The organism is Kribbella sp. NPDC058693, from assembly GCF_042715335.1.
GTDB classification, from domain to species: domain Bacteria; phylum Actinomycetota; class Actinomycetes; order Propionibacteriales; family Kribbellaceae; genus Kribbella; species Kribbella jiaozuonensis.
This window is the reverse complement of record NZ_JBHXSQ010000004.1, coordinates 1435512-1461609: the sequence shown is the minus strand read 5'-3', so window position 1 is coordinate 1461609 and position 26098 is coordinate 1435512. Positions and strand designations below refer to the sequence as shown.

23 protein-coding genes are annotated in these 26098 nt (G+C 67.8%); 10 read left to right on the top strand and 13 right to left on the bottom strand.

Annotated elements, in window-relative coordinates; genetic code table 11:
* Positions 1 to 89: 89 nt before the first annotated feature.
* On the top strand, positions 90 to 665 hold the full coding sequence (locus tag ACFWUU_RS33435; protein WP_380181507.1) for a TetR/AcrR family transcriptional regulator: 576 nt from the start codon (positions 90 to 92) through the stop codon (positions 663 to 665).
* Here ACFWUU_RS33435 and ACFWUU_RS33430 read toward each other — a convergent pair whose 3' ends face one another.
* Together ACFWUU_RS33430 and ACFWUU_RS33425 are read right to left on the bottom strand one after the other, a co-directional pair.
* Complete coding sequence (locus ACFWUU_RS33430; protein ID WP_137252599.1) at positions 666 to 1028, bottom strand: cupin domain-containing protein; 363 nt, start codon at positions 1026 to 1028, stop codon at positions 666 to 668.
* Positions 1029 to 1134: 106 nt separating this feature from the next.
* Entirely contained in the window at positions 1135 to 2334 is a 1200-nt protein-coding gene (locus ACFWUU_RS33425) for an MFS transporter (protein ID WP_380181505.1), read from the bottom strand.
* Positions 2335 to 2366: 32 nt separating this feature from the next.
* Between ACFWUU_RS33425 and ACFWUU_RS33420 the strand changes: the two genes are divergently transcribed.
* Positions 2367 to 2891, top strand: coding sequence for a gamma carbonic anhydrase family protein (locus tag ACFWUU_RS33420; protein WP_380181503.1), 525 nt, complete (start codon positions 2367 to 2369; stop codon positions 2889 to 2891).
* Positions 2892 to 2990: 99 nt separating this feature from the next.
* On the opposite strand, the gene ACFWUU_RS33415 is transcribed toward ACFWUU_RS33420, so the two are convergent.
* Genes ACFWUU_RS33415 through ACFWUU_RS33400 form a run of 4 tightly spaced genes read right to left on the bottom strand, consistent with a single transcriptional unit; the run spans position 2991 to position 7400 of the window.
* On the bottom strand, positions 2991 to 3776 hold the full coding sequence (locus tag ACFWUU_RS33415) for an aspartate/glutamate racemase family protein (RefSeq protein WP_380181501.1): 786 nt from the start codon (positions 3774 to 3776) through the stop codon (positions 2991 to 2993).
* Positions 3777 to 3836: 60 nt separating this feature from the next.
* On the bottom strand, positions 3837 to 4853 hold the full coding sequence (locus ACFWUU_RS33410; RefSeq protein WP_380181499.1) for a DUF6282 family protein: 1017 nt from the start codon (positions 4851 to 4853) through the stop codon (positions 3837 to 3839).
* Positions 4850 to 5917, bottom strand: coding sequence for a sugar phosphate isomerase/epimerase family protein (locus ACFWUU_RS33405; RefSeq protein ID WP_380181497.1), 1068 nt, complete (start codon positions 5915 to 5917; stop codon positions 4850 to 4852). Before ACFWUU_RS33405 ends, ACFWUU_RS33410 begins: the two co-directional genes overlap by 4 nt.
* Positions 5918 to 5927: 10 nt before the next feature.
* On the bottom strand, positions 5928 to 7400 hold the full coding sequence (locus tag ACFWUU_RS33400) for an MFS transporter (protein WP_380181495.1): 1473 nt from the start codon (positions 7398 to 7400) through the stop codon (positions 5928 to 5930).
* 176 nt (positions 7401 to 7576) lie between these two features.
* On the opposite strand from ACFWUU_RS33400, the gene ACFWUU_RS33395 reads away from it, so the two are divergent.
* Positions 7577 to 9100 (top strand): PucR family transcriptional regulator, encoded by a 1524-nt coding sequence (locus tag ACFWUU_RS33395; protein ID WP_380181493.1) that lies wholly within the window; start codon positions 7577 to 7579, stop codon positions 9098 to 9100.
* Between the two features lie 619 nt (positions 9101 to 9719).
* Here ACFWUU_RS33395 and ACFWUU_RS33390 read toward each other — a convergent pair.
* The gene (locus tag ACFWUU_RS33390; RefSeq protein WP_380181491.1) at positions 9720 to 10385 is read right to left on the bottom strand and encodes a response regulator; all 666 of its coding nucleotides are present in this window, start codon (positions 10383 to 10385) and stop codon (positions 9720 to 9722) included.
* Positions 10382 to 12034: an ATP-binding protein gene (locus ACFWUU_RS33385; protein WP_380181489.1), complete on the bottom strand. Its 1653-nt coding sequence runs from the start codon at positions 12032 to 12034 to the stop codon at positions 10382 to 10384. Before ACFWUU_RS33385 ends, ACFWUU_RS33390 begins: the two co-directional genes overlap by 4 nt.
* A gap of 181 nt (positions 12035 to 12215) precedes the next feature.
* Here ACFWUU_RS33385 and ACFWUU_RS33380 point away from each other — a divergent pair, with 181 nt between their 5' ends.
* From ACFWUU_RS33380 to ACFWUU_RS33360, 5 genes are read left to right on the top strand one after another with little or no spacing between them, the layout of a single operon-like run.
* Positions 12216 to 13214 (top strand): Bug family tripartite tricarboxylate transporter substrate binding protein, encoded by a 999-nt coding sequence (locus ACFWUU_RS33380; RefSeq protein ID WP_380181487.1) that lies wholly within the window; start codon positions 12216 to 12218, stop codon positions 13212 to 13214.
* Positions 13211 to 13714 (top strand): tripartite tricarboxylate transporter TctB family protein, encoded by a 504-nt coding sequence (locus ACFWUU_RS33375; RefSeq protein WP_380181485.1) that lies wholly within the window; start codon positions 13211 to 13213, stop codon positions 13712 to 13714. Before ACFWUU_RS33380 ends, ACFWUU_RS33375 begins: the two co-directional genes overlap by 4 nt.
* Complete coding sequence (locus tag ACFWUU_RS33370; protein ID WP_380181483.1) at positions 13714 to 15216, top strand: tripartite tricarboxylate transporter permease; 1503 nt, start codon at positions 13714 to 13716, stop codon at positions 15214 to 15216. The genes ACFWUU_RS33375 and ACFWUU_RS33370 overlap by 1 nt, the downstream gene beginning before the upstream one ends.
* A 4-nt stretch (positions 15217 to 15220) precedes the next feature.
* Positions 15221 to 15655, top strand: coding sequence for an EVE domain-containing protein (locus ACFWUU_RS33365; protein WP_380181481.1), 435 nt, complete (start codon positions 15221 to 15223; stop codon positions 15653 to 15655).
* Between the two features lie 21 nt (positions 15656 to 15676).
* Positions 15677 to 16978 (top strand): MFS transporter, encoded by a 1302-nt coding sequence (locus ACFWUU_RS33360; RefSeq protein ID WP_380181479.1) that lies wholly within the window; start codon positions 15677 to 15679, stop codon positions 16976 to 16978.
* Here the strand turns inward: ACFWUU_RS33360 and ACFWUU_RS33355 are convergent.
* On the bottom strand, positions 16947 to 17543 hold the full coding sequence (locus tag ACFWUU_RS33355; protein WP_380181477.1) for a TetR/AcrR family transcriptional regulator: 597 nt from the start codon (positions 17541 to 17543) through the stop codon (positions 16947 to 16949). The two genes, ACFWUU_RS33360 and ACFWUU_RS33355, sit on opposite strands and share 32 nt — an antisense overlap.
* A 93-nt stretch (positions 17544 to 17636) precedes the next feature.
* On the opposite strand from ACFWUU_RS33355, the gene ACFWUU_RS33350 reads away from it, so the two are divergent.
* Positions 17637 to 18245 (top strand): VC0807 family protein, encoded by a 609-nt coding sequence (locus ACFWUU_RS33350; protein WP_380181475.1) that lies wholly within the window; start codon positions 17637 to 17639, stop codon positions 18243 to 18245.
* A gap of 83 nt (positions 18246 to 18328) precedes the next feature.
* Positions 18329 to 19654: a winged helix-turn-helix domain-containing protein gene (locus tag ACFWUU_RS33345; protein ID WP_380181473.1), complete on the top strand. Its 1326-nt coding sequence runs from the start codon at positions 18329 to 18331 to the stop codon at positions 19652 to 19654.
* Here the strand turns inward: ACFWUU_RS33345 and ACFWUU_RS33340 are convergent.
* Genes ACFWUU_RS33340 through ACFWUU_RS33325 form a run of 4 tightly spaced genes read right to left on the bottom strand, consistent with a single transcriptional unit; the run spans position 19585 to position 25920 of the window.
* Positions 19585 to 20829, bottom strand: a complete 1245-nt coding sequence (locus tag ACFWUU_RS33340; protein WP_380181471.1) for an MFS transporter — start codon at positions 20827 to 20829, stop codon at positions 19585 to 19587. The two genes, ACFWUU_RS33345 and ACFWUU_RS33340, sit on opposite strands and share 70 nt — an antisense overlap.
* The gene (locus ACFWUU_RS33335) at positions 20826 to 22172 is read right to left on the bottom strand and encodes a GH1 family beta-glucosidase (protein ID WP_380181469.1); all 1347 of its coding nucleotides are present in this window, start codon (positions 22170 to 22172) and stop codon (positions 20826 to 20828) included. Before ACFWUU_RS33335 ends, ACFWUU_RS33340 begins: the two co-directional genes overlap by 4 nt.
* Positions 22162 to 22752, bottom strand: a complete 591-nt coding sequence (locus tag ACFWUU_RS33330; RefSeq protein WP_380181467.1) for a YbjQ family protein — start codon at positions 22750 to 22752, stop codon at positions 22162 to 22164. Before ACFWUU_RS33330 ends, ACFWUU_RS33335 begins: the two co-directional genes overlap by 11 nt.
* Positions 22753 to 22767: 15 nt before the next feature.
* A complete protein-coding gene (locus ACFWUU_RS33325; RefSeq protein WP_380181465.1) occupies positions 22768 to 25920 on the bottom strand; it encodes a penicillin acylase family protein in 3153 nt (1050 codons plus the stop codon).
* Positions 25921 to 26098 lie beyond the last annotated feature (178 nt).

Here is a 26098-nt window from a genome sequence, read left to right as displayed (position 1 = left end):
CGTGTACGGGTTAGATTGGTACCGTAACTCGTACACTGGTGTTCGACAAGAGGAATTCGTACAGCGGTGTTCGAGATGAGGAGGTTTCCGTGGCTGTCACGACCAGACGGGCGGATGCGCAGCGGAACATCGCGGCGATCCTGACCGCGGCGGCGGAGTGCCTGAGCCGCGATCCGGCCGCGAGTACGTCGGAGATCGCGAAGGCGGCCGGGGTCGGGCGAGTCACGCTGTACGGGCATTTCCCGTCGCGGGCCGAGCTGATCGACGCCGTTTTCGTGCAGGCGATCGCGACCGGCGAGGAGACACTCGGGCAGGTCGATCTGACCGGCGATCCCCGTTCGGCGCTGGGGCGGCTGATCGAGTCGAGCTGGCAGCTGGTCGACCAGTACCGCGCTTTGCTGCTCGCGGCTCAGGACGCGCTGCCGCCAGGGCGGGTCCAAGAGCTGCACGCCGACCCGATGGCACGCGTGGAGCGGCTGCTCGAACGCGGCCGCGACGAGGGCGCCTTCCGCGCCGACCTGCCGACCTCGTGGCTGGTCAGCGTCATGCACAACGTGATGCACGGCGCCGCGAGCGAACTCCACGCCGGCCGCATCACGTCCGACCAAGCCGCGCCGTACATCACCGCGACCTTGCTGGCCGCGTTCACTCCCCCGTCGGAGTAGCTACTCCAGCCAGACCGTTTCGAACGTCGGGTTGGCGTGGATGTGGACCGCTTCGTAGCCGCCGGGGCCGGTGCGGAACTTGTGCGGGGTGTCGGCGGGGACGACCAGGATCTGGCCCGCTCGGCCGACGATCTCTTCCGTGCCGACTGTGAACGTTGCCGTACCGCGGCGGATGATGAACGTCTCGGCGTACGGGTGCTTGTGCAGCCGCGGACCGGCGCCCTCCTTCGTGGTCGACTCGAGAATCAGCGACACCCCAGCCCCACCAGGCAACTGGGTGTAGTTCTCGGTCCACTCCTCCCCGTCGTCCCGCCCGTCGGCCCGGTTGATCACCGCGGCCCCCGATTTCGCGATCTCCGTCATGGAACCCTCCTCGCTAGTCCTTGTCACCGTAGCCTCGCGGGAGGTCCTTTCAAATCCCTTTCGCCGTACGTCGAAGGCCGGCTCGGGTCGATCGCGTTCGCGGCCTTCAACGGGCTCCGGCGATGCGGCCGGCGACCGGGGCGAGGCCGGCGACAACCACTGCGAGTACGGCGACGCCGCCGAGCGCGACCGGCAGGGACCATTGCGAGGAGGCCGCGCCGACTGCCGCCGGGCCGATCAGGAATCCGAGGTAGGCGATCGTGGTCACGACCGAGATCGCGCCTGCGCGTCGTGCGGGTCCGGCCCAGGCACCGGCCATCCCGATGATGGTGGGCGCGCAGACCGACGTACCCAGTCCTGCGATGCCAATGCCGATCAGGGCGATCCACGGGTGACCGGCGGTCGCGGCGACAAGCGAGCCCGCCGCCGCGATGAGCCCGCCGAACACCAGCAGTTGCACTTGCTGGACCCGCTTCAGGAGCGCGTTTCCGGCAAACCGGCCGGTCGCAGCCGCGGCGGCGAAGACAGCAGGCGCGACAGACGCGAGGCCGGCCGGTGCGTTGAGCGAAGTATCCAGATGCACAGCACTCCAGCTCTGCCACGCATTCTCAACCAGATAAGCAATCGCACACAGCACCCCGAACATCAGCAACGTCGGCTCCAACCGCCCCTTCGCCGCCCCCGATCCCCCGGCATCAGCCCGCGGGTTCCGTGCGTCGTCTGTGGCGGCTGGTTGCGCCGAGGTGCTGCCCGAGGCGGCCGGTGCGTGCTCGGAGTTGGTGGTGTCCTGTGGCGCCAGGACAACGAGTGCAGTGATGACGATCAGGGCGGCGGCCCCGCCGAGTACCGGGAGCGCACCGACGCCGGCGGCGCGGAGTCCCGCCGTACCCAGGCTTGCGACTACGACCGCGACCGAGAACATGCCGTGCGCGAAGTTCATCACCGGGCGCTCGGTGGCGGCCTCCGCGTGGGAGCCGGTTGCGTTGATGGCTACGTCCATCGCGCCAGAGGTTGCTCCGAGCAACAACAACGCCGCACTCAGCGTGACCACCGAGCCGGCCAGCGCGGGTAGTACGCCGCAGATCGCGAACAGTACGGTCACGACCGGCAGCACGACACCGCCGTACCGATCGATCAGATACCCGGTGAACCGCATCGAAACCAGCGCACCGAGCCCGATCATCAGCAGCGCGACGCCGAGCTCCCCGTCGTTCACCCCGGCGCCGGTCCGGACCGCGGGCAGGATCGCGCCCCACGCTCCCCAGAACAACCCGAACGCGGCGAACCCGGCAACTGTTTTCAGCACCGCACGAGGCTACGCGGCATAGGGTGCGGCGTATGCCCATGTACTCGTTCGAAGGTAAGCGCCCGACCGTTCACCCGGAGGCCTGGATCGCGCCGACCGCCACGCTGGTCGGAGATGTGGTCGTCGAGGCCGGAGTCTCGATCTGGTACGGCGCGGTGATCCGCGCCGACCTGGGTACGATCACGATCCGCGCCGGCGCGAACATCCAGGACAACACGGTCATCCACGTCGGCCACAACGGCTGCGAAATCGGCCCGAACGCAACCGTCGGCCACCAGTGCCTCGTCCACGACTGCACAATCGGCGAGCAGGCACTCGTCGGCAACGGCGCAATCGTCCTCGATGGCGCAGTAGTCGGCAAACGCTCCCTCGTCGCCGCCGGCTCCACCGTCACCCCCGGCGCCGTCATCCCACCCGAATCAGTCGCAATGGGCAGCCCCGCCAAGAAAATCATCCCGCTGGACGGCACCGCCAAACTCTTCGTAGACCACAACGCCACCGTCTACCACGCCCTAGCCGAACGCCACGCCACCACCGTAGAACTGGTCGAGGAGTAGCCGGATGCGGTAAGGCGTACTGCGTCCGCCCCGCGTACTCCGCAGGCGTTTCCTTCGTCGCTCCGCTCCTCACCGCACCCGCTCCCACCCACCCCCGGCTCAGCGCCGTACACCTCCATCCGGGGCGAGGTCGGCCGTGCCTCCGGGGCTGTGGTCCACAGCTGCGATGACCAAGGCGGCTGCGCTCGGGAGTGGCTCGATGATCGGGGCCAGGTCGAGCTCGGCCAGCCGACGGGCGGTTGCGGCGAGCGGGCCGCCGGCGATGATCACGGACTCCGCGCCGTCGGCGACGCAGGCGCGGACTGCGTCGGCCAGCTCGAGGAACTGGCGCTCGGGGTCAGCCGCTAGGACGAGCGGATCGGACGACGTCAGCCGGACGCCGATGAAGGTGTCGCTGTGGCCGTACTGCGCCACGAGGTCCACGAGCGAGTCGGCCAACAACGGCGTACTGGTCGCCATCCCGAACCGCCGGCCACCCCGCGCCGCCGCCAAGATCGAAGCCTGCCCGATTCCCACCACCGGCACATCCAGCACGCCGTCCAACAACTCCCGCCCCGGATCCCCAATCGCCGCAACAATCACCGCAACCACCTCACCACCAGCAGGCACCACACCCTCGGCACCATCCGCAGCCATGTCCCCCGCGTCGTCAGCACCTGGCGCCGCGGCGACGGTGGTGGGATCGGCGAGCGTGGTCAGTGGAGCGTCGGCGCCCGTCGACTCACCTCCTCTGGCGGCCAGGCGGTGGCGTACTGCGTTCAAGACGTGGGGCCCGGCTGCGGCGAGGGATGCGGGTTCGGCGAGCATGCGGGGACCGTGGGCGACTGTGATGCCCTCGACCGTCAACCCGGCCGCGGACAGCGCCGGGCGGACCAACTCCGTCATCATCGTTGTCGTTTGTTTGTTGGTGTTTGGGTTGATGACGAGTACGGTCCCCGGCACTGCTCACGGCTCCAGGTCGAGGAGGCGGGCGGGGTTGTTCTTGATCATCGTGTTGATCTCGTCGACGGTGAACTCGAGGTCGAGCAGTGAGCTGATCAGCGTCCGCATGCCCTCGGCCGGTGTCGGGCCGGAGCGGATGCCGTAGTCGGTGCCGAGGATGAAGTGCTCGACGCCGATCTCGCGGATCTGTCGCGCCCACGGCATGATCCCGCTGAACTCCGGCGCGTTCGCGATCCCGGCGATCTCATCGGCCCATTCGCGTTCGACGTAGTAGTTCGTCCGCGGCAGCCCGCGATGGAACATCCAGTCCGAGACCGCGCCCTCCAGCAGCACACCTTTCTCAGCAAGCTTCCGCTGCTGCTCGACCGTCATCCGACCACGGCACGGGTGCGCCACCACGATCTTCCGGATCCCGGCGTCGATCGCCAGGTCCGCCAGCCGCATCGCCTCGTCGACCGAGACGTGCCCGGTATTGAGATGCACCTGCGGATGCTCCGCAATCAGCTCGAGAATCTCGGCCAGATCATCAGGCACAGAGCCGTCGAGCGGGATCCGGATCGAGCGATCCAGCTCTTTCTGGAACGCCGGGTACTGATCCTTGAACGTCACCGGCTTCCCATCGACATAACTGCCTTCGTGGCTTGCCATGAAGTGCGTGCAATGTGCTCCGAAGTGCACAAACCGTGCCCCAGCGCCGTACTCGAGCGCGGTCTTCACCGCCCGCGGATTGAGCCCGCCGAGCACCGACGTCATGATGATCCCGCCGAACACGTCGATACCCGGCACCTGCCGCGTCGTCAGCAGCGACGTACCGCAGCTCATCCCGAGCGTGTGGTCGAGGTACATCAACGCCCGCATGCCGACGGCCTTCGCCTGCTCGGCAATCTGGAACGGATCGAGCCGGCCGGGACACGACCGCAGCCAAGGCCCTGCGTGCACGTGGATATCGATCGCGCCCTGGAGCAGTTCGTCCGGAAGCTCCATCGAGCGGTTGTCCGAGGTCTCCGCGAGGTATGTCATATGGTCGTCCTTTCCGAAGCGCAGATGGCGCGAATGTGGGCAGCACTGTCGACGATGTAGCGAACGGTTTCGCTGTAGCCGAAGGGCTGCGCGGCATAGGTGTCGAGGTCCGGCAGTTCACCGGCAGCGATGCGGTTCTCGTAGGCGTGCACCATTTCCAGGTACGCCGCGAACTCCCGCACCGTGAGATCGGGATGTGCCGCGAGGAACTCCTCTTCGTACACCTCGATCAGCCACTTCTCCGGCGGCCGCGGCCGGTCCTCGTACGACTCGTAGTTCTCGATCGTGAGATTCACCGACGGGTTGCTCTCAGCAACGATCGGCAGGACCTCAGCGAGGTCCACAACCCCTGCTCCACAAGGGCGCAGCTGGTAGTACAGACCGCCTTCGCCGTGCGCAAGATGCGCGTCCTTGATATGCGTCTGACGGACGTACGGCGCAACCCGGCGCGCCGTCCAGGTCGGGTGCTCGATCCGGTGCAACGGATTCGCCGTGTCGTACACGATCCCGGTCACATCCGGCCCGACCGCCTCGACCAGGCGGACCAGCTCGAACGAGCTGATCTCCTCATGAGTCTCGAGGTTCACGTGAATGCCGAGGTCTCGCGCGTACGGCGCGAGCCGCAGCAGGAAGCGCTCGATCGCGACCAGCTGCTCTTCCCAGGTGACGTCGGTACGGAAGCGGTCCCAGGCCAGCCGCCCAGCGAACTTCGGCTTGACCATCGCGGTCGACGACCACAGCTCGTAGCAGCCGATCGCGGCGCACGCTTCCATCATCCGGCGGAATCCGAGCAGGGTGTCGCCGTCGCCGATCTCGCGCAGCTCAGGGGCTTCGGGGATCGCGAACGGGTTCACCTTGCCGAGCCCGGTCTCGAGGTACATCCCGAGCTCGTCCGCTCGGGCTCGCGCGTTCCGTAGTTCGGCCAGGTTCAGCGTCGGGCTCAGGTCCAGCACCGAACGGAAGAAGACGCCTTCGAGTCCGAGCTGATGCGCGTGCCCGATCGTTCCGAGCGGACCGCGCTTGGCCGATTCGGGGATCTTGAGTCCGTCAACGCCGACCCGCATCCGAGGTCCTTCAGTTGCCATCGTGCAATTCCTCCAACGAACGTCCGAACGTCTCGGGGCCGAACGGCACCGCCACGAGCACCACCGCACACATCGCACCGACCAGACTCAGCAACGCGACCGGTCCCAGCGAGCTGAGGAGAGCTCCGGCGAGCGGCGGGAGCAGAGCGCCGCCGATCATTCCCAGGTTCGAGATCACGCCGATGCCGAACGCCCGTACCCGCGTCGGGTAGAGCTCCGGGCACCAGGTCGAGATCGAGCAGTTCGCCCACCAGGAGAAGAACTCGAACAGGAAGCCGAGGACGAGGATCGCGACCGCGCCGTTGGCAAGGAAGGCGAAGGCCAACGCCGACAGGCACGAGAGGGCAGCCGCGACCGCGATCGTCGGACGCCGGCGGAACCTTGCGTTCAGCACCGAGGAGACCAGGGCTCCAGCAACAGCGCCCGTGAAGATCACCATCGTGAACCACAGACTCGTCGCGATCTCGTACCCCTGGTCGACCAACAGCGTCGGCCAGAAGGTCAGCAGGACGAACTGCGCCCCGAACAGCGAGGCCGTACAGGCGCCGAGCACTGCCGAGTTGCGTCCGAGCCGACCGCGCAGGATCTCGGTCCACCGTACGTCGGCCTGTGCGAGCCGCATGTTCTCCGGCAGGTAGTTCGTCACCAGCAGCCCGCGCGGGTTCAGCCGATCGGATGCGAGCACGCTGAGGGACCGGTTCGCCTCCGCGATGCGGCCCTTGCTCAACAGGTACCGAGGCGTCTCCGGCATGTGCCGCCGCGTGTAGAGGACGAGCAGAGCCGGCAGGCAAAGAAGCGCGAAGACCCAACGCCAGCTCGCATCCGGTCCACCCAGCCACAGCGGCAGATCGGGACCGATCACGCCGACGATCACGAACCCGAACAGGTACGCCGCTGGGTTCCCCAGTCCGCCGGCGCCAACCTGCAGCAAACCCACCGCAGTACTGCGGAACTTCGTCGACGTCATCTCCGCGAGCAAGGCCAGCCCGACGACGAACTCGCCGCCCAGCCCGAGACCGACGATGACGCGGCCGATCACCAGCACCGGGAAGTTCGGGGCGAGCGCACAGACCAGCGCGCCGATGCTGTAGAGCGCCAGGTTGAAGTTGAACATGGTCTTGCGGCCCTTGAGGTCGCTCAGCCAGCCACCGAGTGCGGCGCCGATGTACATCGCGCCGAACGTCGCCGACGCCAGGAAGCCGATGCCGGCGGACGAGACGCCCCACTGGTCCTTCAGCGAAGGACCGACGATGCCGACCGTGTTCTGCTCGATCACGTCGAAGAAGGCGCCGAAGATGACCACGGCCAGGATCACCTTGTGACTGCGGTTGGTGCCTATCCGGTCCATCACCGAGGCGAGCCGCAGCAGCGCCCGTCTCCCGTCGTCAGGCGCCCGGTCGTCCCGGACGGGTGTCGCCGCCAGCAGGATGTCCTGCTCCGCGATCTTTTCTTGCTCAGCCATCGTGCGCTCCCACCTCTGCCATGACAGGACAGAATTCCGCATTCCGGAAACTGGATTCCGATGGCTAGAAGATTGAACCTGGCCTTCTCTACTGTCAAGCGTCCAGCCCATGCAATCCCACAGTCAAGAGCTGTCACCAGGCCGCCGAAACTGTAGATTCATCCAGGGAGGTCACCATGTTGCTTTCGGAGCTGCTCGACGAGGAGCGCCTCGGGCTCCGCGTGCTGTACGCCGCGCCCGACGCGCCGGCCCAGCCCATCGGCCGACTGGTCACGACCGACCTCCTCGATCCTGGCCGCTACCTCAGCGGCGGCGAACTCGTGCTCAGCGGGCTGGTCTGGCACCGCACTCCCGGCGACAGCGAGCGGTTCGTGCGCTCGGTGTCGAGTCGGGGCGCTCGAGCGCTGCTGGCCGGCGGCGACGTACCGGACGATCTGGTCGACGCCTGCCGGGCTCACGAACTCACCCTGATCGAGGTGCCGGCCGAGGTTGCGTTCACCGACATCACCGAGCACATCGTCGAGCGCGACTCGGGGAACGGTCACTCCCGCGCGTCGGCCAGCCTGGTACGCCAGCGCGACATGCTCGCCGCGATCGCCGCCGGCCGGAGCCTGGACGAGCTCGCCGATCGGGTGTCGGTTGCCTTCGGCCACATTTGCCGGGTGCTCACGCCGTCCGGTCGGCATGTGGTGCCAGGCCCTGCCGAGCTCGACCCCGCGACCGTCGACGCCGTCACCGCCGGCTTCCTCACGACCGACCGGTTGCCCGCGCCGATCGAGACCGAGTCGGGGACGTACAGCGTGTTCCCGGTCGGCTCGACGCTCGGCCAGCGGCTCACGACGTGGCTCGTGGTCGTCGACGGAGACCTCCGGACCTGGCCCCGCGAAGAGGTCGACGCAGTCGGCGAGCTGTGCGCGATCGCGTCCCTCGATCGCTCGCGACGCGACGAGAGCCAGCGGGCGCTCCGGCCGATCGCCACCGAAGCAGTCGCGATGATCGAGGCGGGCGCGCCGCAAAGCGACGTACTAGCAGGTCTTCGGCAGACCGGTCTCGCCACCGATCAGCCGGTCGTCGTCGTGGTCGTGGAGATCTCGGGCAGCGGGCCGCCCGAGGGTGCGCCGGCGTTGCTCGAGGACATCGCGCTCACGGTGAGCCGGCCCGTGGTGGCTCGCACCGGCGACGGCCGCGCGGTGGCGCTCCTCCCGTATTCACCGGACCTGCCTGACCTGGTGCGTACGGCGTGCGCCCGCTTCGCACCCGGCCTGCTCGCGAGCACCACGCTGTCCGTCGGCATCAGCGGACCGGCCGATATCTCCGGTCTCGCCGGGGCGTTGGAGGAGGCACGTTTCGCCCACCGCGTCGCCCACGTCGGCGGTACACCGGTCAGCGTCGTCAGCTCCGAGGACGTCACCTCACACGCCTTGCTACTCGCGGCGGTCCCCCACGACGTACGCCGTACCTATGCGACCCGCGTATTGGGCGCAGTCCTCGAGCACGACCGCCGCACTCGGGGCGATCTGGTGGGCACGCTGTCGATCTTCCTGGAGACCGCCTGCTCGTGGGCACGCACCGCCGAACAGCTTCACCTACACGTGAACTCCGTGCGCTACCGCATCGACCGCATCCAAGAGCTCACCGGCCGCGACCTCTCCCGCTTCCAGGACCGGGTAGACATGTACCTCGCCCTGAAATCGCTCTAACGCTGGAGGATCCCACCAAATTCAGCTTTCTCCACTGTCAGCGGCGGACTGACTGCGTCTGCCCCCGCCTGCTCCGCAGGCACTTCCTCCGTCGCTCCGCTCCTCAACGCACCCGCTCCCACCCACCCCCGGGCTAAGCGCCGTGCATCCCCATCCGGCTACCGCTGGGAGTAGCGGGCTGCCGCCTGCGAGGTGCTCGCGGTGCTCGCAAGCGAAGGCTAGCGAGTGCCACTCGGGAAGCAGATGCGATCGAGAGGACTGCGACATGTCGCCACGTTCCGCTCTCGTCGCCCCGGACACAGCGGTCCGCGGACAGCAGCCTGCCGCGAGGGCGTGGGAGTGTCGCGGTCCCCTCGGCCAGGGGTGTCTTGTGGGTGACGCGGGCCTGGCATTCAGCAACTCGCGGGCGGCAGCCCGCAGACCCCGGCGATAGCCGGCACGTCCGGCGGCAGCCGGGAACTCCGGCGATAGCCGGCACAGTCCGGCGATAGCCGGAAGCCCCGGCGATAGCCGGAAAGGGATGCACGGCGCTGAGCCGGGGGTGGGTGGGTAGCGTGCGGAGCGGGTGCGCTGAGGAGCGGAGCGACGAAGGAAGCGGCTGCGTAGCACGCGGGGGCCTTCAGGTTCTCCAGTGGTAGCGGCGTTCGGGGCGGCCGGTGGTGCCGTAGCGGAGGGTTACTTGGGCTTGGCCTTGGGTGCAGAGGAACTCCAGGTAGCGGCGGGCGCTGACTCGGGAGATGCCGACCTTCTCGGCGCATTCGGCGGCGGACAGGTTCTCGGGGGCGGTGCGGAGGGCGGCGGTGACCAGGTCGGTGGTTTCCTGGCTGAGGCCTTTGGGGAGGCGGTTGACCGATGGGCGGGCGGGGGCGAGCACCCGGTCGACATCGGCTTGGGAGGTGACCCGGTCGGGGACGCTGGCACGGCGGCGGGCGTACTCCTGCAGCCGCGCGCGCAAATCCTCGAAACCGAAGGGTTTCAACAGATAGTTGACGACACCCTGGCGTACGGCGCCCCGCACCGCCTCGGCCTCCCGCGCCGCAGTGATCACGAGGATGTCGACATCAGCTTGTACGGCGCGCATCCGCCCGATCAGCTCGATGCCGAACACGTCGGGCAGATAGAGATCGAGCAGCACCAGATCAGGACGAAGCGAGGACAACGCCGCGACGGCCTGGTCGCCGGAGTTCGCCGTACCGATGACTTCGAAGCCGTCGACGCGGTCCACGAAGCCGCGGTGGATGCGGGCGACCATGAAGTCGTCGTCGACGACGAGGACCGTGATCATCGGGCTCCCTCGGGCGTGCGCTGGGCGGACATGCGGGCGACGAACGCCGCGCCGCCGTCGGCGTTGTTGGTGACGGCGACCTCGCCGCCCCGCCGGCGGCAGATCAGCCGGGTCATCGCGAGGCCGATCCCGCGTTCGCCCTCGGCCGCGGCCTTGGTGGTGAAGCCGTGCGCGAACACCTCCTGCGCCAGCTCGGGCGCGACGCCAGGACCGGAGTCGCGGACCACGATCTCCACACTGGTCGCGTCCTGCCGCAGTTCGACCTCGACCCACGCGGGTGAAAGCGGCGTACCGGACTGGGCCGCTGCGTCGATCGCGTTGTCGACGAGGTTGCCGACCACGGTCGCCACGTCGGCGGACAGTGCGGGGTCGAGCCGGAGCAGCGTCGTACGTTCGGACACCCGGAGCTCGACGCGGCGTTCGGCCGCGAGCGAGGACTTCGCCATCAGCAAGGCGGCGACCGCGGTGTCGTGGACCCGCCGGGTCACGGTCAGGTCGAGCGATTCACGATAGCGGTTGAGCGCGCCGACGTACGAGACGACCTCGTCGTACTCCCCGATCTGGATCAGGCCGGAGATCGTGTGCAACTGGTTCGCGAACTCGTGCGTCTGCGCCCGAAGCAGTTCGGCCGACGAACGGAACGACCCCAGCTCCCGCTCCAGCTGCGCCAGCTCGGTCCGGTCGCGCAGCGTGGTCACCGATCCGAGCGAACGCCCGTCCTTCAGTACTTCCATCCGGTTCATCACCAGCACCCGCCCACGCCGTACGACGACCGCGTCGCGCGCCTCGTCCTCACCGGCGAGCACTTCACGCAACCGGCCCTCGATCCCCAACTCCCTCAACGACCGCCCGACCGCGCTCGAAGGAAGGTCGAGCAGTCGCCGACCGACATCGTTCACCAGCGTGACCCGCAAATGGGGGTCCAAGGCAACGACTCCCTCGGCCAGCCCGTACAGCATCGCCTCCCGGTGCTCGGCGAGACCGGCGATCTCCCGCGGCTCAAGCCCGAGCGTCTGCCGCTTGATCCGGCGCGCCAGCAACCACGACCCGAGCAGCCCGAGCACACAGGCGATCCCGAGATAAATCGCCAGGTACGACGATGCCCCGCGCAACCGCTGCCAGATCGACGGAGCCTGCTCGCCGACCATCACCGTGCCGATGTGATCCCCGAGCGTTCCGTCCGGACGACCGTTCGCATCCGTGCCCTGACTGAGCACCGGGACCTGCGAGACCAACTCCTTCCCATCCCCCAGCCGCAGCTCGCCTGACCATCCCCGGCCCGAGGCCACCCACGGATCACCGAGCGCCAACGAGCTGCCGATCGTGGTGGGGTTCGTGGCCGCGATGATCCGGCCGTGCGCGTCGGCGACCGTGATCGAGGTGACGCCGGACTGCGTCAACGTTGTCTGGAGCAACGGCGCGAGCACCTCCGCGGGCGCAGGATGCCGGATGCCGAACCGCAGCGTCTGGTTCCCGGAGAGCTGCTCGGCCAGCGCGGTCACGCGACGACCCTCGACCCGGTTGAACGTGGCGGCAGACTGGGCGAGCGAGACAGCGGCGACGGCGACGAGCACCACCACGACGATCGCCAACTGCAGCACGAGCAGCTGCCCGGCCAACGTCGGACGTCTTCCCAGCCTGACGGCCATATTCACCTCCCATAAGGTCCTGCCGCATGATCACCGCTGCGGCGCTCGAGTGCCACACTTCACCCAGGTTCCGCCCGTGACCACAATGAACTCAACTACCGCTGCGGCCACAACGCAGACGCCGTACCCGCTGGAGGTCCACGATCGTCGCCACCTGATCCCCATCGAAAAGGACACCGCCATGAGGCCGATGCTCTGGGTCACCACAGCTGTGCTCGCGCTGGCCAGCGTGACCGCCTGCGGCGCGACCGCGAACAAGTCCGACACCAACGCCGACAGCGGCAAGCCTGCCACCGGTCTGCGGCTGATGGTGCCGAACGCGGCCGGCGGCGGGTACGACACCACCGCCCGGGTCGCCGCGAAGGTGATGGAGGACGCGAAGATCGCGACCGGCGTGCAGGTGTTCAACCTGCCCGGTGCCGGCGGTACGGTCGGCCTGCAGCGGACCGTGAACGAGAAGGGCAACGGCAAGCTCGCCATGCAGATGGGGCTCGGCGTGGTCGGCGCGACGTACACCTCGAAGTCGAAGGCGACGCTGACCCAGACCACGCCGCTGGCGAAGCTGGTGGAGGAGGCCGGTGCGATCGTCGTACCGAAGAACTCGCCGTACAAGACGATCGGCGATCTGGTCACGGCCTGGAAGGCGAACCCGAAGGGGCTGGCGGTCGGCGGCGGCTCTTCCCCGGGCGGACCGGACCACCTGCTGCCGATGCAGCTCGCACAGACCGTCGGCATCAACCCGAAGGACGTCAACTTCGTCTCGTACGACGGCGGCGGCGAACTGCTGCCTGCACTGCTGGGGAGCAAGATCGCCTTCGGGGCCAGCGGATTCGGCGAGTTCCTCGACCAGGTCCAGAGCGGCCAGGTGCGCGTGCTCGCGGTGACGAGCGAGCAGCCGATCGAGGCGCTGAAGGACGTGCCGACGCTGAAGGGCTCCGGGATCGACCTGGTGTTCACCAACTGGCGCGGGATCGTCGCCCCGCCCGGGATCAGCGACACGGACAAGAAGGTCTGGATCGACGCGCTGACGAAGATGCACGAGTCCGCGCAGTGGAAGTCCGAGCTGGAGAAGCACGGCTGGACCGACGCGTTCGTGACCGGTGACGAGTTCGGCAAGTTCCTCACCGACCAGGACAAGGCGGTCGCCGACATCCTGGCCAAGCTGGGCCTGGCGGCATGACCGAGGCCGCGACCAGGCGGCCGGATCGAGCGCAGTACGGCGTGTGCGGGTTCCTGGCGGTGGTCGGCGTCCTGGTGATCGTCGACGCCGCCCGGCTCCAGCACATTGCCAACAGCAACGATCCGATCGGCCCGAAGCCGGTACCGATCGTCCTCGGCGTACTGCTGCTCGTGGTCGCCGTCCTGTACGCCGTCGACGTCGCCCGCGGCGGGACCGGTGAGGCCGAGGAAGGCGAGGACGTCGACGTGACGTCCGCCGTCGACTGGCGCACCGTGCTCACGCTGATCGCCGCGTTCGTGGTCAACCTCGCGCTGATCGAGCCGCTGGGCTGGGTGATCAGCGGGACCCTGCTGTTCTGGGGGTCCGCGTTCGCGCTCGGCAGCCGGCACCACATCCGGAACCTGTTCATCGCCGCCGCCCTGGCGCTGATCACGTTCTACGCGTTCGCGATCGGGCTCGGCGTCAACCTGCCGGCCGGCGTACTGCAAGGGATCTTGTGATGGAACTCCTGCAAGGATTCGCAGATGTCCTGACCCCGATCAACCTGCTGCTCGCGCTGCTCGGTGTCACGGTCGGTACGGCGGTCGGCGTACTGCCCGGCATCGGACCCGCGATGACGGTCGCGCTGCTGCTGCCGATCACATACGGGCTGGAGCCGGTGCAGGCGTTCATCATGTTCGCCGGCATCTTCTACGGCGGCATGTACGGCGGCTCGACCACGTCGATCCTGCTGAACACGCCAGGCGAGTCGTCATCGGTGGTGACGGCGATCGAGGGCAACAAGATGGCACGCGCCGGACGGGCCGCGCAGGCGTTGGCGACCGCGGCGATCGGCTCGTTCGTGGCCGGGACGATCGGGACGTTGTTGCTGGTGTTGGTCGCGCCGCAGGTGGTGAAGTTCGCGATCAGCCTGGGTGCGCCGGATTACCTGGCGATCATGCTGCTCGCGTTCGCCGGTGCGACCTCGGTGCTCGGGTCGTCCCGGATCCGTGGGTTCGCGGCGTTGCTGCTCGGACTGGTGATCGGGCTGGTCGGGATTGACAAGGTGACCGGCCAGCAGCGGCTGACGTTCGGCGTACCGCAGCTTGCCGATGGCATCGATGTCGTCGTGGTTGCCGTTGGCATCTTCGCGGTCGGCGAGGCGCTGTGGGTCGCGGCGCATCTGCGGCGGAACCCGGGCACAGTCATTCCGGTCGGTCGGCCGTGGATGGGGAAGTCGGACTGGCGTCGTTCATGGAAGCCGTGGCTGCGCGGGACGGCGTACGGATTCCCGATCGGCGCGCTGCCGGCGGGCGGGGCCGAGATCCCGACGTTCCTCTCCTATGCAACTGAGAAGAAGCTGTCGAAGCATCCGGAAGAGTTCGGGCACGGCGCGATCGAGGGCGTGGCCGGACCGGAAGCCGCGAACAACGCGTCCGCAGCCGGGACGCTGGTGCCGATGCTCGCGCTCGGTCTGCCGACGAACGCGACCGCGGCGGTGATGCTCGCGGCGTTCACGTCGTACGGCATCCAGCCCGGACCGCTGCTGTTCCAGCGCGAGCCGAGGCTGGTGTGGGCGCTGATCGCCAGCCTGTTCATCGGCAACCTCATGCTGCTGCTCCTCAACCTGCCGCTGGCGCCGGCCTGGGCGAAGCTGCTGCAGATCCCGCGGCCGTATCTGTACGCCGGGATCATCTTCTTCGCCTCGATGGGCGCGTACGCCGTGAACGCGCAGCCGCTCGACCTGTTGCTGCTTCTGCTGCTCGGGCTGCTCGGTTTCGGGATGCGCCGGTTCGGTCTGCCGGTGCTGCCGCTGATCATCGGCGTGATCCTCGGCCCGATCGCCGAACGGCAGGCGCGGATGGCACTGCAGCTCTCGAACGGCGATGTCTCCGGGCTGATCGGTGGGCCGGTCGCGTACGTGATCTACGCAGTGATCCTGCTGATGATCGCCTGGCCGCTGATCGCCAAACTCCGCCGCAAAATCATGACGAAAGATGTCGTATATTCCGGCGGACAGTAGTGGCATGACGGATTTGCAGCGCGCCTGGCTGGGTGTGGTCTCCGCGGACCACACCCAGCGGGCGGTCGAGGGCGGTTTCATCCAGCTCAACCACGGCAAGCGGTACGGCGTCGCGCGGCTGCGGCAGGGCGACGGGTTCGTGATCTATTCGCCGACCGAGCACTACCGCGAGAAGCGGCCGCTGCGTGCGTTCACCGCGCTGGGCGTGGTCGCCGACGAGGCGCCGTACCAGGCCGAACCGATGAGTATGGGCGAGCGCGGCATCGTGCAGCCGTGGCGCCGGCGGATCGAGTTCCTGCCCGTGCATCGGGCGGACGTGCATGAGGTGGAGCTTGAGCTCACCCGGCGGCCGAACTGGGGTTACCAGCTCCGCCGCGGCCTGGTCCCGCTCGAGCCGGAGGATTTCGAGGCGCTTCGGGAAGCCATGTCAATTCCGTGAGGTCGCGTTCGACGTACAGGTATGACGACGACATTCCGGCGGTTGCTGATCAACACGTTGGTGGCGAACGTGACGACCACCTTCCTGAGCTTCGGGTTCGCGTTCTGGGTGTATCTGGTGACGCACTCGGTGCTCGCGGCGTCGATCGTCTCCGGTGTCTCGATGCTGATCGGGGCGGCCAGCGGCACGATCTTCGGCGCGGTGGTCGACTCGCACCGCAAGAAGACGGCGATGGCGCTGTCCAGCTCGATCACCGGCGTCGCCTTCGTCCTCGCCGGGATTCTGTACGTCGTCGCGGGCCGGCAGCTGAGTGATTGGCACGGGCCGTGGTTCTGGGCGTTCACCCTGCTGGTTCTGGTCGGCAGCACCGCCGGTCAGCTGCGGAGTATCGCGCTGTCGACCGCGGTCACCCTGCTGGTGCCGGCCGATCGGCGCGACAAGGCCAACGGGCTCGTGGGGACCGTGAACGGTGTCGCGCACCTCGTCACCAGCGTCCTGAGCGGCCTGTCGGTCGGCTTCGTCGGCATGGGCGGCACGGTCGCGATCGCGGTCGTCTTCACCGTCGCCGTACTCGTTCATCTGCTGCTGGCGATCCACATCGACGAGCCGCGGCCGGCGCACCAGGAGCGGGCCCGGATCGATATCCGTGGCGCGTGGGAGACGATGCGCGCCGTACCGGGCCTTCTTCCGCTGGTTCTGTTCAGCACCTTCAATAACCTGATCATGGGTGTCTTCATGGCGCTGATGGACCCGTACGGGCTGAATCTGTTCTCGGTGCAGTCATGGGGTCTCGTGCTCGGCATCACCAGCATCGGCTTCATCGCCGGCGGTGCGCTGGTCGCGCGGTTCGGCCTCGGGCGTTCGCCGCTGCGGGTGCTACTGGTGGCGAATGTGGCGATCGCGATCGTCGGCATGGGTACGGCGGTCCGCGAGTGGCAGTCGCTGCTGATCGTCGGGATGTTCGGGTTCATGCTGCTCGTCCCGATCGGTGAGGCGGCCGAGCAGACGATCCTGCAGCGGTTGGTGCCGTTCGAGAAGCAGGGGCGGATCTTCGGGTTCGCACAGAGCATCGAGACTGCGTCTACTCCGGTTGCGGCGTTTGCAGTTGGTCCGGCGGCGCAGTTCCTGCTGATCCCGTACATGGAGTCGGCGTCGGGTCGGGAGACGTTCGGGTGGTTGCTCGGGGATGGGCAGGCGCGTGGGATCGCGCTCGCCTTCGTCGCAGCGAGTCTGCTGATGCTGGTCGTCGTACTGCTGGCGTTCCTGAGCGCGGCGTACCGGCGGTTGAATGTCAGCTACGAGGATGGGCTGGTGCCTGCGTAGCGAGTGGGACGAAGACCTGGTCGACGATCTCGGTCAGGACTTCCGGGGAGACTGCGGTCGCGCCGTTGAGGGCGTACTCGTTGCGGAGCAGGTCGACGGCGACGGTCGCCACGCGTGGAGTGAGCGCTTGCTGGCCGACTTCGCCACGGCTCGCGGCGCGGGCCAGGATGGTCAGCCAGTACGAGACGCCGGCGCGGGCGACCTGGTCGCGGAGTTCGCGCATCCGCTCGGGGTCGGACTGGATGTCGGCGAGGAGTTGGCGGAGGATGCGGCCGACCGGCGAGGACATGCGGTCGTTGGCGCGGGTGAGCAGCGCGAGCGCGTCGCCGCGGAGCGAGCCAGTGTCGGGGGTGGCGTCAGGACCGGTCGGGAGCATGTGCCGGTACGCTGCGATGCACAGCGCGGCCCGACTCGGCCAACGACGGTAGATCACGTTCTTCGCGGTGCCGGCGCGGGCGGCGACGCCATCCATCGTCAGCTCGCGGTACCCGACCTCGGTCAGCTCCTCGACCGCCGCCTGCAGGATCGCCTCCTCCAGCGCCGCACCCCGCCGCCGTGTCGTCACGACACTCAGGGTATCTCATGACATTCGGCCTAATCGCGCCTCCGGTGCCGCTCTTAAGCTACTAGCAGTATCTTAAGGAGAAGGGTTCGAATCATGCGTAAACAGCTCGTGGGTCTGCTCTGGGACATCGGTCTACCGCTCGTCGTCTACTACGCCGGCCGCATCCTCGGGTACGACGTACTCCCGGCCCTCGCCGCGGCCGCGGGTGCCGCGCTGGTGCGGGTCGCTGTCATCGCCGTCGTACAGCGGCGCCTGAACGGACTCGCTGCGTTTGTCGGCGGGACATTCGGCGTACTGCTCGTCATCTCGCTCCTCACCGGCGATCCCCGCATCCTGCTCGCCAAGGAGTCTGTGCTGTCAGGCGCGGCCGGGCTGTTGCTGCTGGGCTCGGTCCTACTGGGCCGGCCCCTCGTCTACGCAATCGCCCGAAAAGCCAACGCCGGCAAGCCCGAACTCCTCGCCGAGTGGGACGACCGCTGGCAAACCCAGCCGACGTTCCGCAAACACTTCACCACCCTGACCGCGGTCTTCGGCGCCGTACTCCTGGCCGACGCGATCATCCGCCTGATCCTCGTCTACACCCTCCCCGTCAACACCATGGCCAACCTGTCCCCCGTCATGCACATAGCCGCCCTGGCAATCCTCATCAGCTGGTCCCTCTGGTACCGCAACCACCGCCAACGCGCCCTACAAACGACCTAGTCGGCGGTGAGGCGGAAGTAGGTGTCGGGCTTGCCGATTGTTACGGACTGCATGAGGCCAGTGTTGCGCTATAGGTTCGGAGTATGGCGGCCGTTGGTGATGAGGTTTCGGTGGAGGTTGCTCGCCGGCTTGCTCTGGGGGCGCAGGGGTTTGGGGTTGGGCGGCCTAAGCGGGCGGACGTGCGGAAGGCGATCCGCGCGGCCGGGGTCTTGCAGTTGGATTCGGTGAATGTGTTGACGCGGTCGCATTATCTGCCGGTGTTCGCGCGGGTGGGGAACTACCCGCGGGCGACGCTCGACAAGCTGGCGTGGGGATCCGACCGGGAGTTGTTCGAGTACTTCTGGGGGCACAAGGCGGCGCTGATCCCACTGACGGCGTACCCGTTGATGCGGTGGCGGATGCGGGCGGCCGAGCGGCAGGTGTGGGACGAGGAACTCAGCCCGGACGTCACCGCACCATGGTCGGTCGTCGCGGGGATGCGGCGGCTGAGCGCCGAGCGGCCCGGGTACGTCGACCAGGTTCTGCAGACGATCACCGAGAAGGGACCGCTGACCGCGGGCGAGGCGAGTCCGGACGGCGTACGGCGGAAGCGCGCCGACCCGGACCCGGATCCGACCACCGGCCGGATGTGGAACTGGCAGGACGCGAAGATCGCGATCGAGTACCTGTTCTGCACGGGCCAGGTGACGATCGCGGGCCGCCGGCACTTCGAGCGGATCTACGACCTGACAGAGCGGGTCCTGCCGGCCGACGTACTGAATGCGCCCGAGCCGACCGCGGACGAGGCGCGGCGTGAACTGGTGCGGATCGCAGCGCGTGGTCTGGGCGTCGGTACCCTCAAGGAACTGTGCGGAGGCAGCGGTCAGGCGCACTTCCCGTTGCCTGCAGCAACAGGTCGCGAGGTGATCGGCGAGCTGGTCGAGTCAGGCGAACTGATCCCGGTCCGCGTCGAGGGCGTCAAGCAGCAGAGCTACCGCTGGCACCAGGCAAAGGACCGCCCGATCGACACCCAGGCACTGCTCTCCCCCTTCGACCCGCTGATCTGGAACCGCGACCGCACCCACCACCTGTTCGACTTCTTCTACCGGATCAGCATCTACACCCCCGCACCCCAACGCGTGCACGGGTACTACGTTCTGCCGTTCCTGCTGGGCGACCGACTCGTCGCCCGCGTCGACCTCAAGGCCGACCGCCAGACCTCGACCCTCGTCGTCCCCACCCTCACCGCCGAGCCCGCCGCCCCCGACTTCATCGAACCGTTGGCCGCCGAGCTCCACCTGATGGCCGACTGGCTGTCGCTCGAGCACATCGCCGTCCCCGCCGACGGGCGGCTCGCAGCTCAGTTGACCGATCGGATCCGTGTGACGAGTACGCCGGCCAGAACCGTCACCGCCGAAGCCAAGAGGTAGAGCACCGGATAACCGCCCAGGTGCTTGACGATCGGGGCCGCGATCGCCGGCGCGAGCACCTGCGGCAATGAGTTGGCGATGTTGATGACGCCGAGGTCTTTCGCCCGGTCGCGGGCGTTCGGCAACACCTGCGTGAGCAAGGCGAAGTCGACAGACAGATACACGCCGAAGCCCATGCCGAGGATGATCGCACCGAGGATCGCGCCCGCCCACGTCGGCCAGAACGCCAGGACCACGCCGGCCACGGCCATCACCCAGCCGGACGCGGTCACGAAAACCTTCCGGCGTTCGGACCGGTCCGACCAGCGGCCGAACGTGATCGCGGTCGTCAGCACACACACGCTGTAGATCGCCGTCAGGATGAGTACGCCGGTGTCCGCATCGTCGACGCCGACCTCATCCTGTAGGTAATAGAAGAGGTACAGCGTGCCGAGTGCGTTGCCAACGTTGAACAGGAATCGAGTCAGCCAAGCCCACCCGAAGTCCGGATACCGCCGCGGGCTGATCCAGAACCCGCGAAGGAAGTCGCGCAGTACGAACGTCGGGCGCTCCACCAGCTGCACGTCCTGACTGCGCAACAGATACGGCACCACCGACAACAACAGGAACGCGGCACAGGCGGCGTACCCGAGCGCGTAACTGTCGAAGGCTGCAGCGAGGGCAGTACCAACCAATGCGCCCAACACCTGCGAGATCGCCACCCACCCGCCGACCCCGCCACGTTGGGCGACCGGGACGCGATCCGGTACGACGGCCGTCGCCGCGGCGAGCAGTGCGTTGCCGAACAGTTGCATCAGGCACCAACCGAGCAGCATCAACACGATCACATGTGCACCGGCAAGGATGCCGAGCCCCACCGCGCCGCCGACCGCACCGGCCACCACCCACGGCACCCGCCGCCCGAAGCGTGACGTGGTCCGGTCGGAGATCGCGCCGAACGCCGGGTTCGCGAACACCGACACCGCCGCGCCGACCCCGGTCACCAGCCCGAACACGAACTCCTTGTTGTCCGGAGCAACCGACTCCGACTGCTTCGCGAGCAGCACCTGGATCGGCCCCAGCCACGCAGCGAAGACACCCACGTTCGCCAGTACGACGGCCGCCGTCCACCCCGGCCGCACCCGGACGGTCGGCTCCGCCAGCGCGGACGGCACCACCCCCGGCTCGGGAATCATGCCCGGCTCGACGCGATCACATCACGCAGCCAGTGGTACGACGCTTTCGGCGTACGCTCCTGCGTCTCGAAGTCGACGTGCACCAGCCCGAACCGCTGCGAGTACCCGGCCGCCCACTCGAAGTTGTCGAGCAGCGACCACTGGAAGTACCCGCGGACGTCAATCCCGTCGTCGATCGCGCCCTTCAGCGCACGGAGGTACCCGTCCAGGTACGAGATGCGGCGCTGGTCGTCCACGCCGTCGAACGAGCAGCCGTTCTCGGTGATGTAGATCGGTGGCAGCCGGTCGCCGTACCGCTCCTGGAAGATCCGCAGGATCTCACCGAACGCCTCCGGCACCACCGGCCAGCCGAAATCGGTCGTCGGATAACCGGTCAGCGTCCGAGGCTCGAAGGGCAGGCCCGGTGGCAACAAGACCCCATCCGTCGCCGCGGTGTCCGCCTCGCCGGTGGCGGCGCCGACCGAGACCGGCGCGTAGTGGTTGATACCGAAGAAGTCGAGCGGCGTCGAGATGATCGCCAGGTCGTCGGCCACCGGGCCCGGCATCGCGTCCCCCATGCCGTTCGGATACTCCCCGAGCAGGATCGGATCGGCGAACAGCCAGTTGATCAGGTTGTCGTACAGCGCGGCTGCTTCCTTGTCCTCAGCGCTGTCACTCGCAGGCCACGTCGGCGCGTGGTTGCTCGCGATACCGATCTGAGTAGCACCAGCGGCCCGAAGCGCCTGTACTGCGCGGCCGTGCGCGAGCAGCTGATGATGCGCGACCGGAAGAGCGTCGAACAACAACTGCTTTCCCGGAGCGTGCGCGCCGAGCGAGTACCCCATCAGCGTGAGCACCACCGGCTCGTTGATCGTCATCCACATCGGCACCCGGTCGGCGAAACGCGCGCCCAGGATCCCGGCGTACTCCGCGAAGCGATCCGTGATGTCGCGGGAGAGCCAGCCGCCGGCATCCTCGAGCGCTTGCGGGGTATCCCAGTGGAACAGGGTCGGCGCCGGCTGGATCCCGGCGCCGAGCAGAGTGTCGATCAGCCGGTCGTAGAAGTCGAGGCCGGCCGCGTTCCCCGGCCCGCTCCCTGACGGCTGGATCCGCGGCCAGGAGAACGAGAACCGGTAGGTGTCCACCCCGAGCTCGCGCATCAGCGCGACGTCCTCGGCGTACCGGTGGTAGTGGTCGCACGCGACCGCGCCGGTATCGCCGTTGAGGATCTTCCCGGGCTCGGCGCAAAACGTGTCCCAGGTGGAGGGACCGCGGCCGTCCTCGGCCACGGCACCCTCGATCTGGTACGCCGACGTCGAGACCCCCCACTTGAACCCGGGCGGAAACACAAGCTCAGCTGTCATTCGCATCATCCTCATCGGGCTTGGTGTCCTGCGGCCGCGGCGGCTCGACCTTGTGCACGATGACGGCCGTGCCGTACGCCGCGACCTCGCTCATCGTCTGCGCGATCTCGTTGCAGTCGAACCGCATCGCGAGGATCGCGTTCGCACCCATCTGCTGCGCCATCTGGCACATCCGCATCACCGCGACGTGCCGCGACTCGGCCAGCATCTGGGTGTACTCCGGAACCTCGCCGCCGCCCAGCGACCGGAAGCTCGCGGTGAAGTTCGACCCGAAGTCGCGGCTCCGCACGGTCAGCCCGAACACCTCGCCGAACACCTTGTCCGCGGTGTAACCGGGCAGGTCGTTCATCGTCGAGACCAGCACCGGGTACGGCGAACCCTGCGGCGCGACATGCGGCGCGCTCTGCTGGGCCGGCTGATAGTTGCCCGGCGCCTGACCGTACCCGGGCTGCTGCCCGTACCCCTGCGGCGGCGGCCCCTGCTGGTATCCCGGCGGCGGGCCCTGGTACCCCGGCGGCGGGCCTTGCTGGTAACCACCCTGCGGCGGGAACGGCTGGTTCGGAGGAAAGTTCTGGTTCATGCCCTCATCCTGGCATCACCATCTGAACACCTGGAACTCATACAACGAATACCCGTACGACGTCGCCCGCTGCGTCCCCGTCACGCGCACATACCGCGCGGGAGTAGCCGCGAACCGCACCACGTCTTCCCCGCCGTTCCCGGTCGTCGTCGCGTACACCTGCTGCCAGGTCGACCCGTCCCGCGACACCTCGACCTTGTACGACTTCCCGTACGCCGCCTCCCAGTCGAGCACCACCCGGCGTACCGTCTGCTCGTTGCCGAGGTCAACCTTCAGCCATTGCGGATCCGACCAGTCGCTGGCCCACCGGGTGTCCGGCTTCCCGTCGACGGCCTGCGCCGGCGGCGAGTTGAACCACCCGGTCTCGTAACTGCTCGCCGTTGCCGTCTTCCCTACGGCCAGGTTGGCGACATCGTCACCCCGTCGCGCCGGGAACTCGACCACCTGCTGGTACGTCGGCCGGTTGACCCACGCGATCCGGTCCTGCGTGATGCCGCCCATCGGCTGGTGCGCGATCTGATCCGCACAGAACTGGTCGCCGGCGGCACAGTCCGCGGTCGCCGGGTAGGTCTGGGCGGCCGGCACCTTGGTTGCTGCTAGCAACGTGTCTGTCAGCACCGATCGACATCCGGCCAGGGACCCGCTGCCGCAGTACGTCACAGGTTGCGCAGCCTTCACCGGGTCGCCGAGGACCTTGCGCAGGTCGCGTTGGACGAAGCCCCACCAGCCGCTCTGGAACGACGAACCCTGTGCGCTCGGACGTTCGTCGATCTTCAGGTTGGCGACCATTGCGTTGTAGAGGTCCGGTCCGAGGTCCTTGAACTCGGCCGGGACGAGCAGGGGCCACCAGGCGTCCAGGATCCGGATCGCGTCGGCGTTGTCGTAGGTGCGCGACGACGCGTTCGGCGTCTTGCGGTGCGCGCCCGCCTGTTGCCAGGCGGTCAGCTTCGCGACGGCGTCGGCGACCGCCGGGTCGGTGATCGGCGCCGACTTCAGGACCCTGAGCAGGTAGGGCAGGACCTGGTCGCCGCGGAGGTCGACCGTGGCCGCGTCCTCCATCGCCTCGACCAGCTTGCCGCGGGTGAACTTCTGCCCGCTGTTGATGACCGCCTTGATCCGGTCGTCGAGCGGCTGGCTGCGGTAAACGGCGTTGTAACCCCATTGCCCGTCCGACGCGGAGAACCCGGGCGCCTGCTTGTTGTTCCAGCTGGTCAGGTAGTCCTGGTTCACGACCTGCGGGTGCTGCGCGGGCGGGGTGTAGGTCGCACGGTTCGTGTCCGGGTTCCAGCCCTGCCACTCGTACGAACTCCAGGTCGGCAGGTTCGGGTCGGCGCCGGCTGCGCGGACCGGGTTGTCGCCGGAGTTGAAGTACGCGATCGAGTCCTTGTCGGTGTAGAACCAGTTGAACGTGTATCCGATGTTCGCCGCGGCTTTCTGGAAGTCCGCGGCCGAGTGGATCCGGTCCGGATCGTTGAACTGCATGAACCCGAGCGCCGATCCGGCCTCGTTGCCGTACGTCGATCGGTTCCTGGTGAACAACACCGGCTTCCCGCCGACGGTCCCACGATGCGTGACGATGCCGTACTTGGTGCGCAAGGCAACCAACGTGTACGACCCGGCAGGTTCGGACGAGCCCAGGCTGGAGTACCAGGCGTTGTGCCGCTCGAGCCGTTCGATCGGAACACATTGTCCGCGGAACTCGTAGTACTGCGAGTTCTTCGTCGGCGTCCCGCCGTTCGGCTCACACAGCGGTACGGCGAACGTGTCGGTGATGTCCTGACCGGCGGACGTGGCGCTCCACGAGTAGTCGGGGCCGCGGCCGATCAGCGTGTAGAAGTTCAGGCCGGCGAACGCGATACCGCGCGAGCTGACTCCCGGCCCTTGCAGCTCCTGGCGCATCAGCAGCTGCGGCGCGAAGTACCCGGTCTGCGGGCCGTAGACCGCGATCGGGTTGCCGCTCTGGGTGTGCGCACCGGAGACGAGCAGGGCGTTCGACATCCCCTTCTTGCCGAAGCCCTCCGGGAACAGGCCGTCGTCGAAGATGCCCTTCAACGAGTCCGAGCCTTTGGGTGCGGGTTTCGCGGCCGGTGCCTTGTTCGCTGTCTGGTCGATGACCTCGGGCTCGGCGGTGACCGAGCCACGATCCGGCATCGCGCGGCCGGCCGGGTTCGGACCGGTCGTCCCGTACGGGAAGGAGGTGCCGTTGTGGACCGTCGTACTCGCTTCCGGGTCGTTCTGCGAACGGAATGACTCCCACACTTTGGTGCCCTGGGCAACGCCGTACTTCGCTTGTGCTTCGAGCAATGCGAGCGCGGACGTGACCTCTGCGCCGCCGCCCGTGCCGAAGATGCCCGCGACGACCGCGGCGGTGGCGACCACGTCGGTCACCTTCCAGTGCGGGGTCGGCCACTGCAGACCGAGGGCGACGTACTCGCCGGGGTAGGCGATGCCGACCGTGTCGATGTAGTGGTTGACGCCGTCGACCCAGGCCTGGATGTCCTGCTGCATCTTCACGCCGTCGGCGCCGTACAAGTCGTCCGCATCGTCGAACTGCCTTTGGAGATCGGCTTCGGTGTACGGCGCTGTGCGCCAGAACTCCTGCTCGAACTCGCGGTTCGCCGCCGCGCCACCCGCGAACGGGGTCAGCTGGCCGCGACCGAGGTGACGGAACACGTCCATCACGAACAGCCGGTCCTGGGCTCCGGCGTACCCGGCGCCGAACATCGTGCCGAGCCGCGTGGTGCCGGTGATGTGCGGGATCCCGCGCGACTTGTCCCGCACGATCGTGACGTCGCTGCGCGGGTGAGTCGTGCTCGCGACGTCGTCCGGTTTCACCCCGAACGACGAGTCGTCGTAGTACGGCGCAAGGCCGTCGTCGGTGATGCCCTGCGAGTTCCAGACCAGGTCCTGGTAGGGCTTGACCGTGTCGCTGAAGTGCGCCGGTCTGACGCCTAACGCCTTGAAAGCAAGGAGATCCGTGAAGGTCGCGTTGCCGTTCTGACCCGGCGGCAGGATGTCGCGACATTGCTCGAGGCAATAATCTCCGGGCGTCGCGGCAACGGCTTGCGGGGTGGCCTGGGTCGGCGCCGGCAGGGCCGCGAGAACGGCGGTGACAGCGGCAGCGGCGATCGTGATGCGAAGGCGGGTTCGGAGTGCGGGGCGGGGCACGGTTCCCTCCTCAGGTCGGTGAAAGTGAGAATGACTCACCAGTAGCATCAGGTCAAGAACTCACGTCCAGACTCTCGCCAATTGCTGTCCGTGACCACTACGCTCTGCATCACCATGACGATCTCTCCATCAACGAGCGGAGCGAGTTGATGCAAGGGGACAGGGCGCAGACCGCTCA

What these genes read in the sequence shown, in the direction of transcription:
- ACFWUU_RS33330 (WP_380181467.1), bottom strand. Translation starts at nt 22,752, where the DNA reads ATGAACCAGAACTTTCCTCCGAACCAGCCGTTCCCGCCGCAGGGTGGT.
- ACFWUU_RS33335 (WP_380181469.1), bottom strand. Translation starts at nt 22,172, where the DNA reads ATGACAGCTGAGCTTGTGTTTCCGCCCGGGTTCAAGTGGGGGGTCTCG.
- ACFWUU_RS33410 (WP_380181499.1), bottom strand. Translation starts at nt 4,853, where the DNA reads ATGACATACCTCGCGGAGACCTCGGACAACCGCTCGATGGAGCTTCCG.
- ACFWUU_RS33360 (WP_380181479.1), top strand. Translation starts at nt 15,677, where the DNA reads ATGACGACGACATTCCGGCGGTTGCTGATCAACACGTTGGTGGCGAAC.
- ACFWUU_RS33340 (WP_380181471.1), bottom strand. Translation starts at nt 20,829, where the DNA reads ATGATTCCCGAGCCGGGGGTGGTGCCGTCCGCGCTGGCGGAGCCGACC.
- ACFWUU_RS33375 (WP_380181485.1), top strand. Translation starts at nt 13,211, where the DNA reads ATGACCGAGGCCGCGACCAGGCGGCCGGATCGAGCGCAGTACGGCGTG.
- ACFWUU_RS33390 (WP_380181491.1), bottom strand. Translation starts at nt 10,385, where the DNA reads ATGATCACGGTCCTCGTCGTCGACGACGACTTCATGGTCGCCCGCATC.
- ACFWUU_RS33400 (WP_380181495.1), bottom strand. Translation starts at nt 7,400, where the DNA reads ATGGCTGAGCAAGAAAAGATCGCGGAGCAGGACATCCTGCTGGCGGCG.
- ACFWUU_RS33385 (WP_380181489.1), bottom strand. Translation starts at nt 12,034, where the DNA reads ATGGCCGTCAGGCTGGGAAGACGTCCGACGTTGGCCGGGCAGCTGCTC.
- ACFWUU_RS33395 (WP_380181493.1), top strand. Translation starts at nt 7,577, where the DNA reads ATGTTGCTTTCGGAGCTGCTCGACGAGGAGCGCCTCGGGCTCCGCGTG.
- ACFWUU_RS33345 (WP_380181473.1), top strand. Translation starts at nt 18,329, where the DNA reads ATGGCGGCCGTTGGTGATGAGGTTTCGGTGGAGGTTGCTCGCCGGCTT.
- ACFWUU_RS33365 (WP_380181481.1), top strand. Translation starts at nt 15,221, where the DNA reads ATGACGGATTTGCAGCGCGCCTGGCTGGGTGTGGTCTCCGCGGACCAC.
- ACFWUU_RS33415 (WP_380181501.1), bottom strand. Translation starts at nt 3,776, where the DNA reads ATGACGGAGTTGGTCCGCCCGGCGCTGTCCGCGGCCGGGTTGACGGTC.
- ACFWUU_RS33430 (WP_137252599.1), bottom strand. Translation starts at nt 1,028, where the DNA reads ATGACGGAGATCGCGAAATCGGGGGCCGCGGTGATCAACCGGGCCGAC.
- ACFWUU_RS33350 (WP_380181475.1), top strand. Translation starts at nt 17,637, where the DNA reads ATGCGTAAACAGCTCGTGGGTCTGCTCTGGGACATCGGTCTACCGCTC.
- ACFWUU_RS33370 (WP_380181483.1), top strand. Translation starts at nt 13,714, where the DNA reads ATGGAACTCCTGCAAGGATTCGCAGATGTCCTGACCCCGATCAACCTG.
- ACFWUU_RS33405 (WP_380181497.1), bottom strand. Translation starts at nt 5,917, where the DNA reads ATGCGGGTCGGCGTTGACGGACTCAAGATCCCCGAATCGGCCAAGCGC.
- ACFWUU_RS33380 (WP_380181487.1), top strand. Translation starts at nt 12,216, where the DNA reads ATGAGGCCGATGCTCTGGGTCACCACAGCTGTGCTCGCGCTGGCCAGC.
- ACFWUU_RS33420 (WP_380181503.1), top strand. Translation starts at nt 2,367, where the DNA reads ATGCCCATGTACTCGTTCGAAGGTAAGCGCCCGACCGTTCACCCGGAG.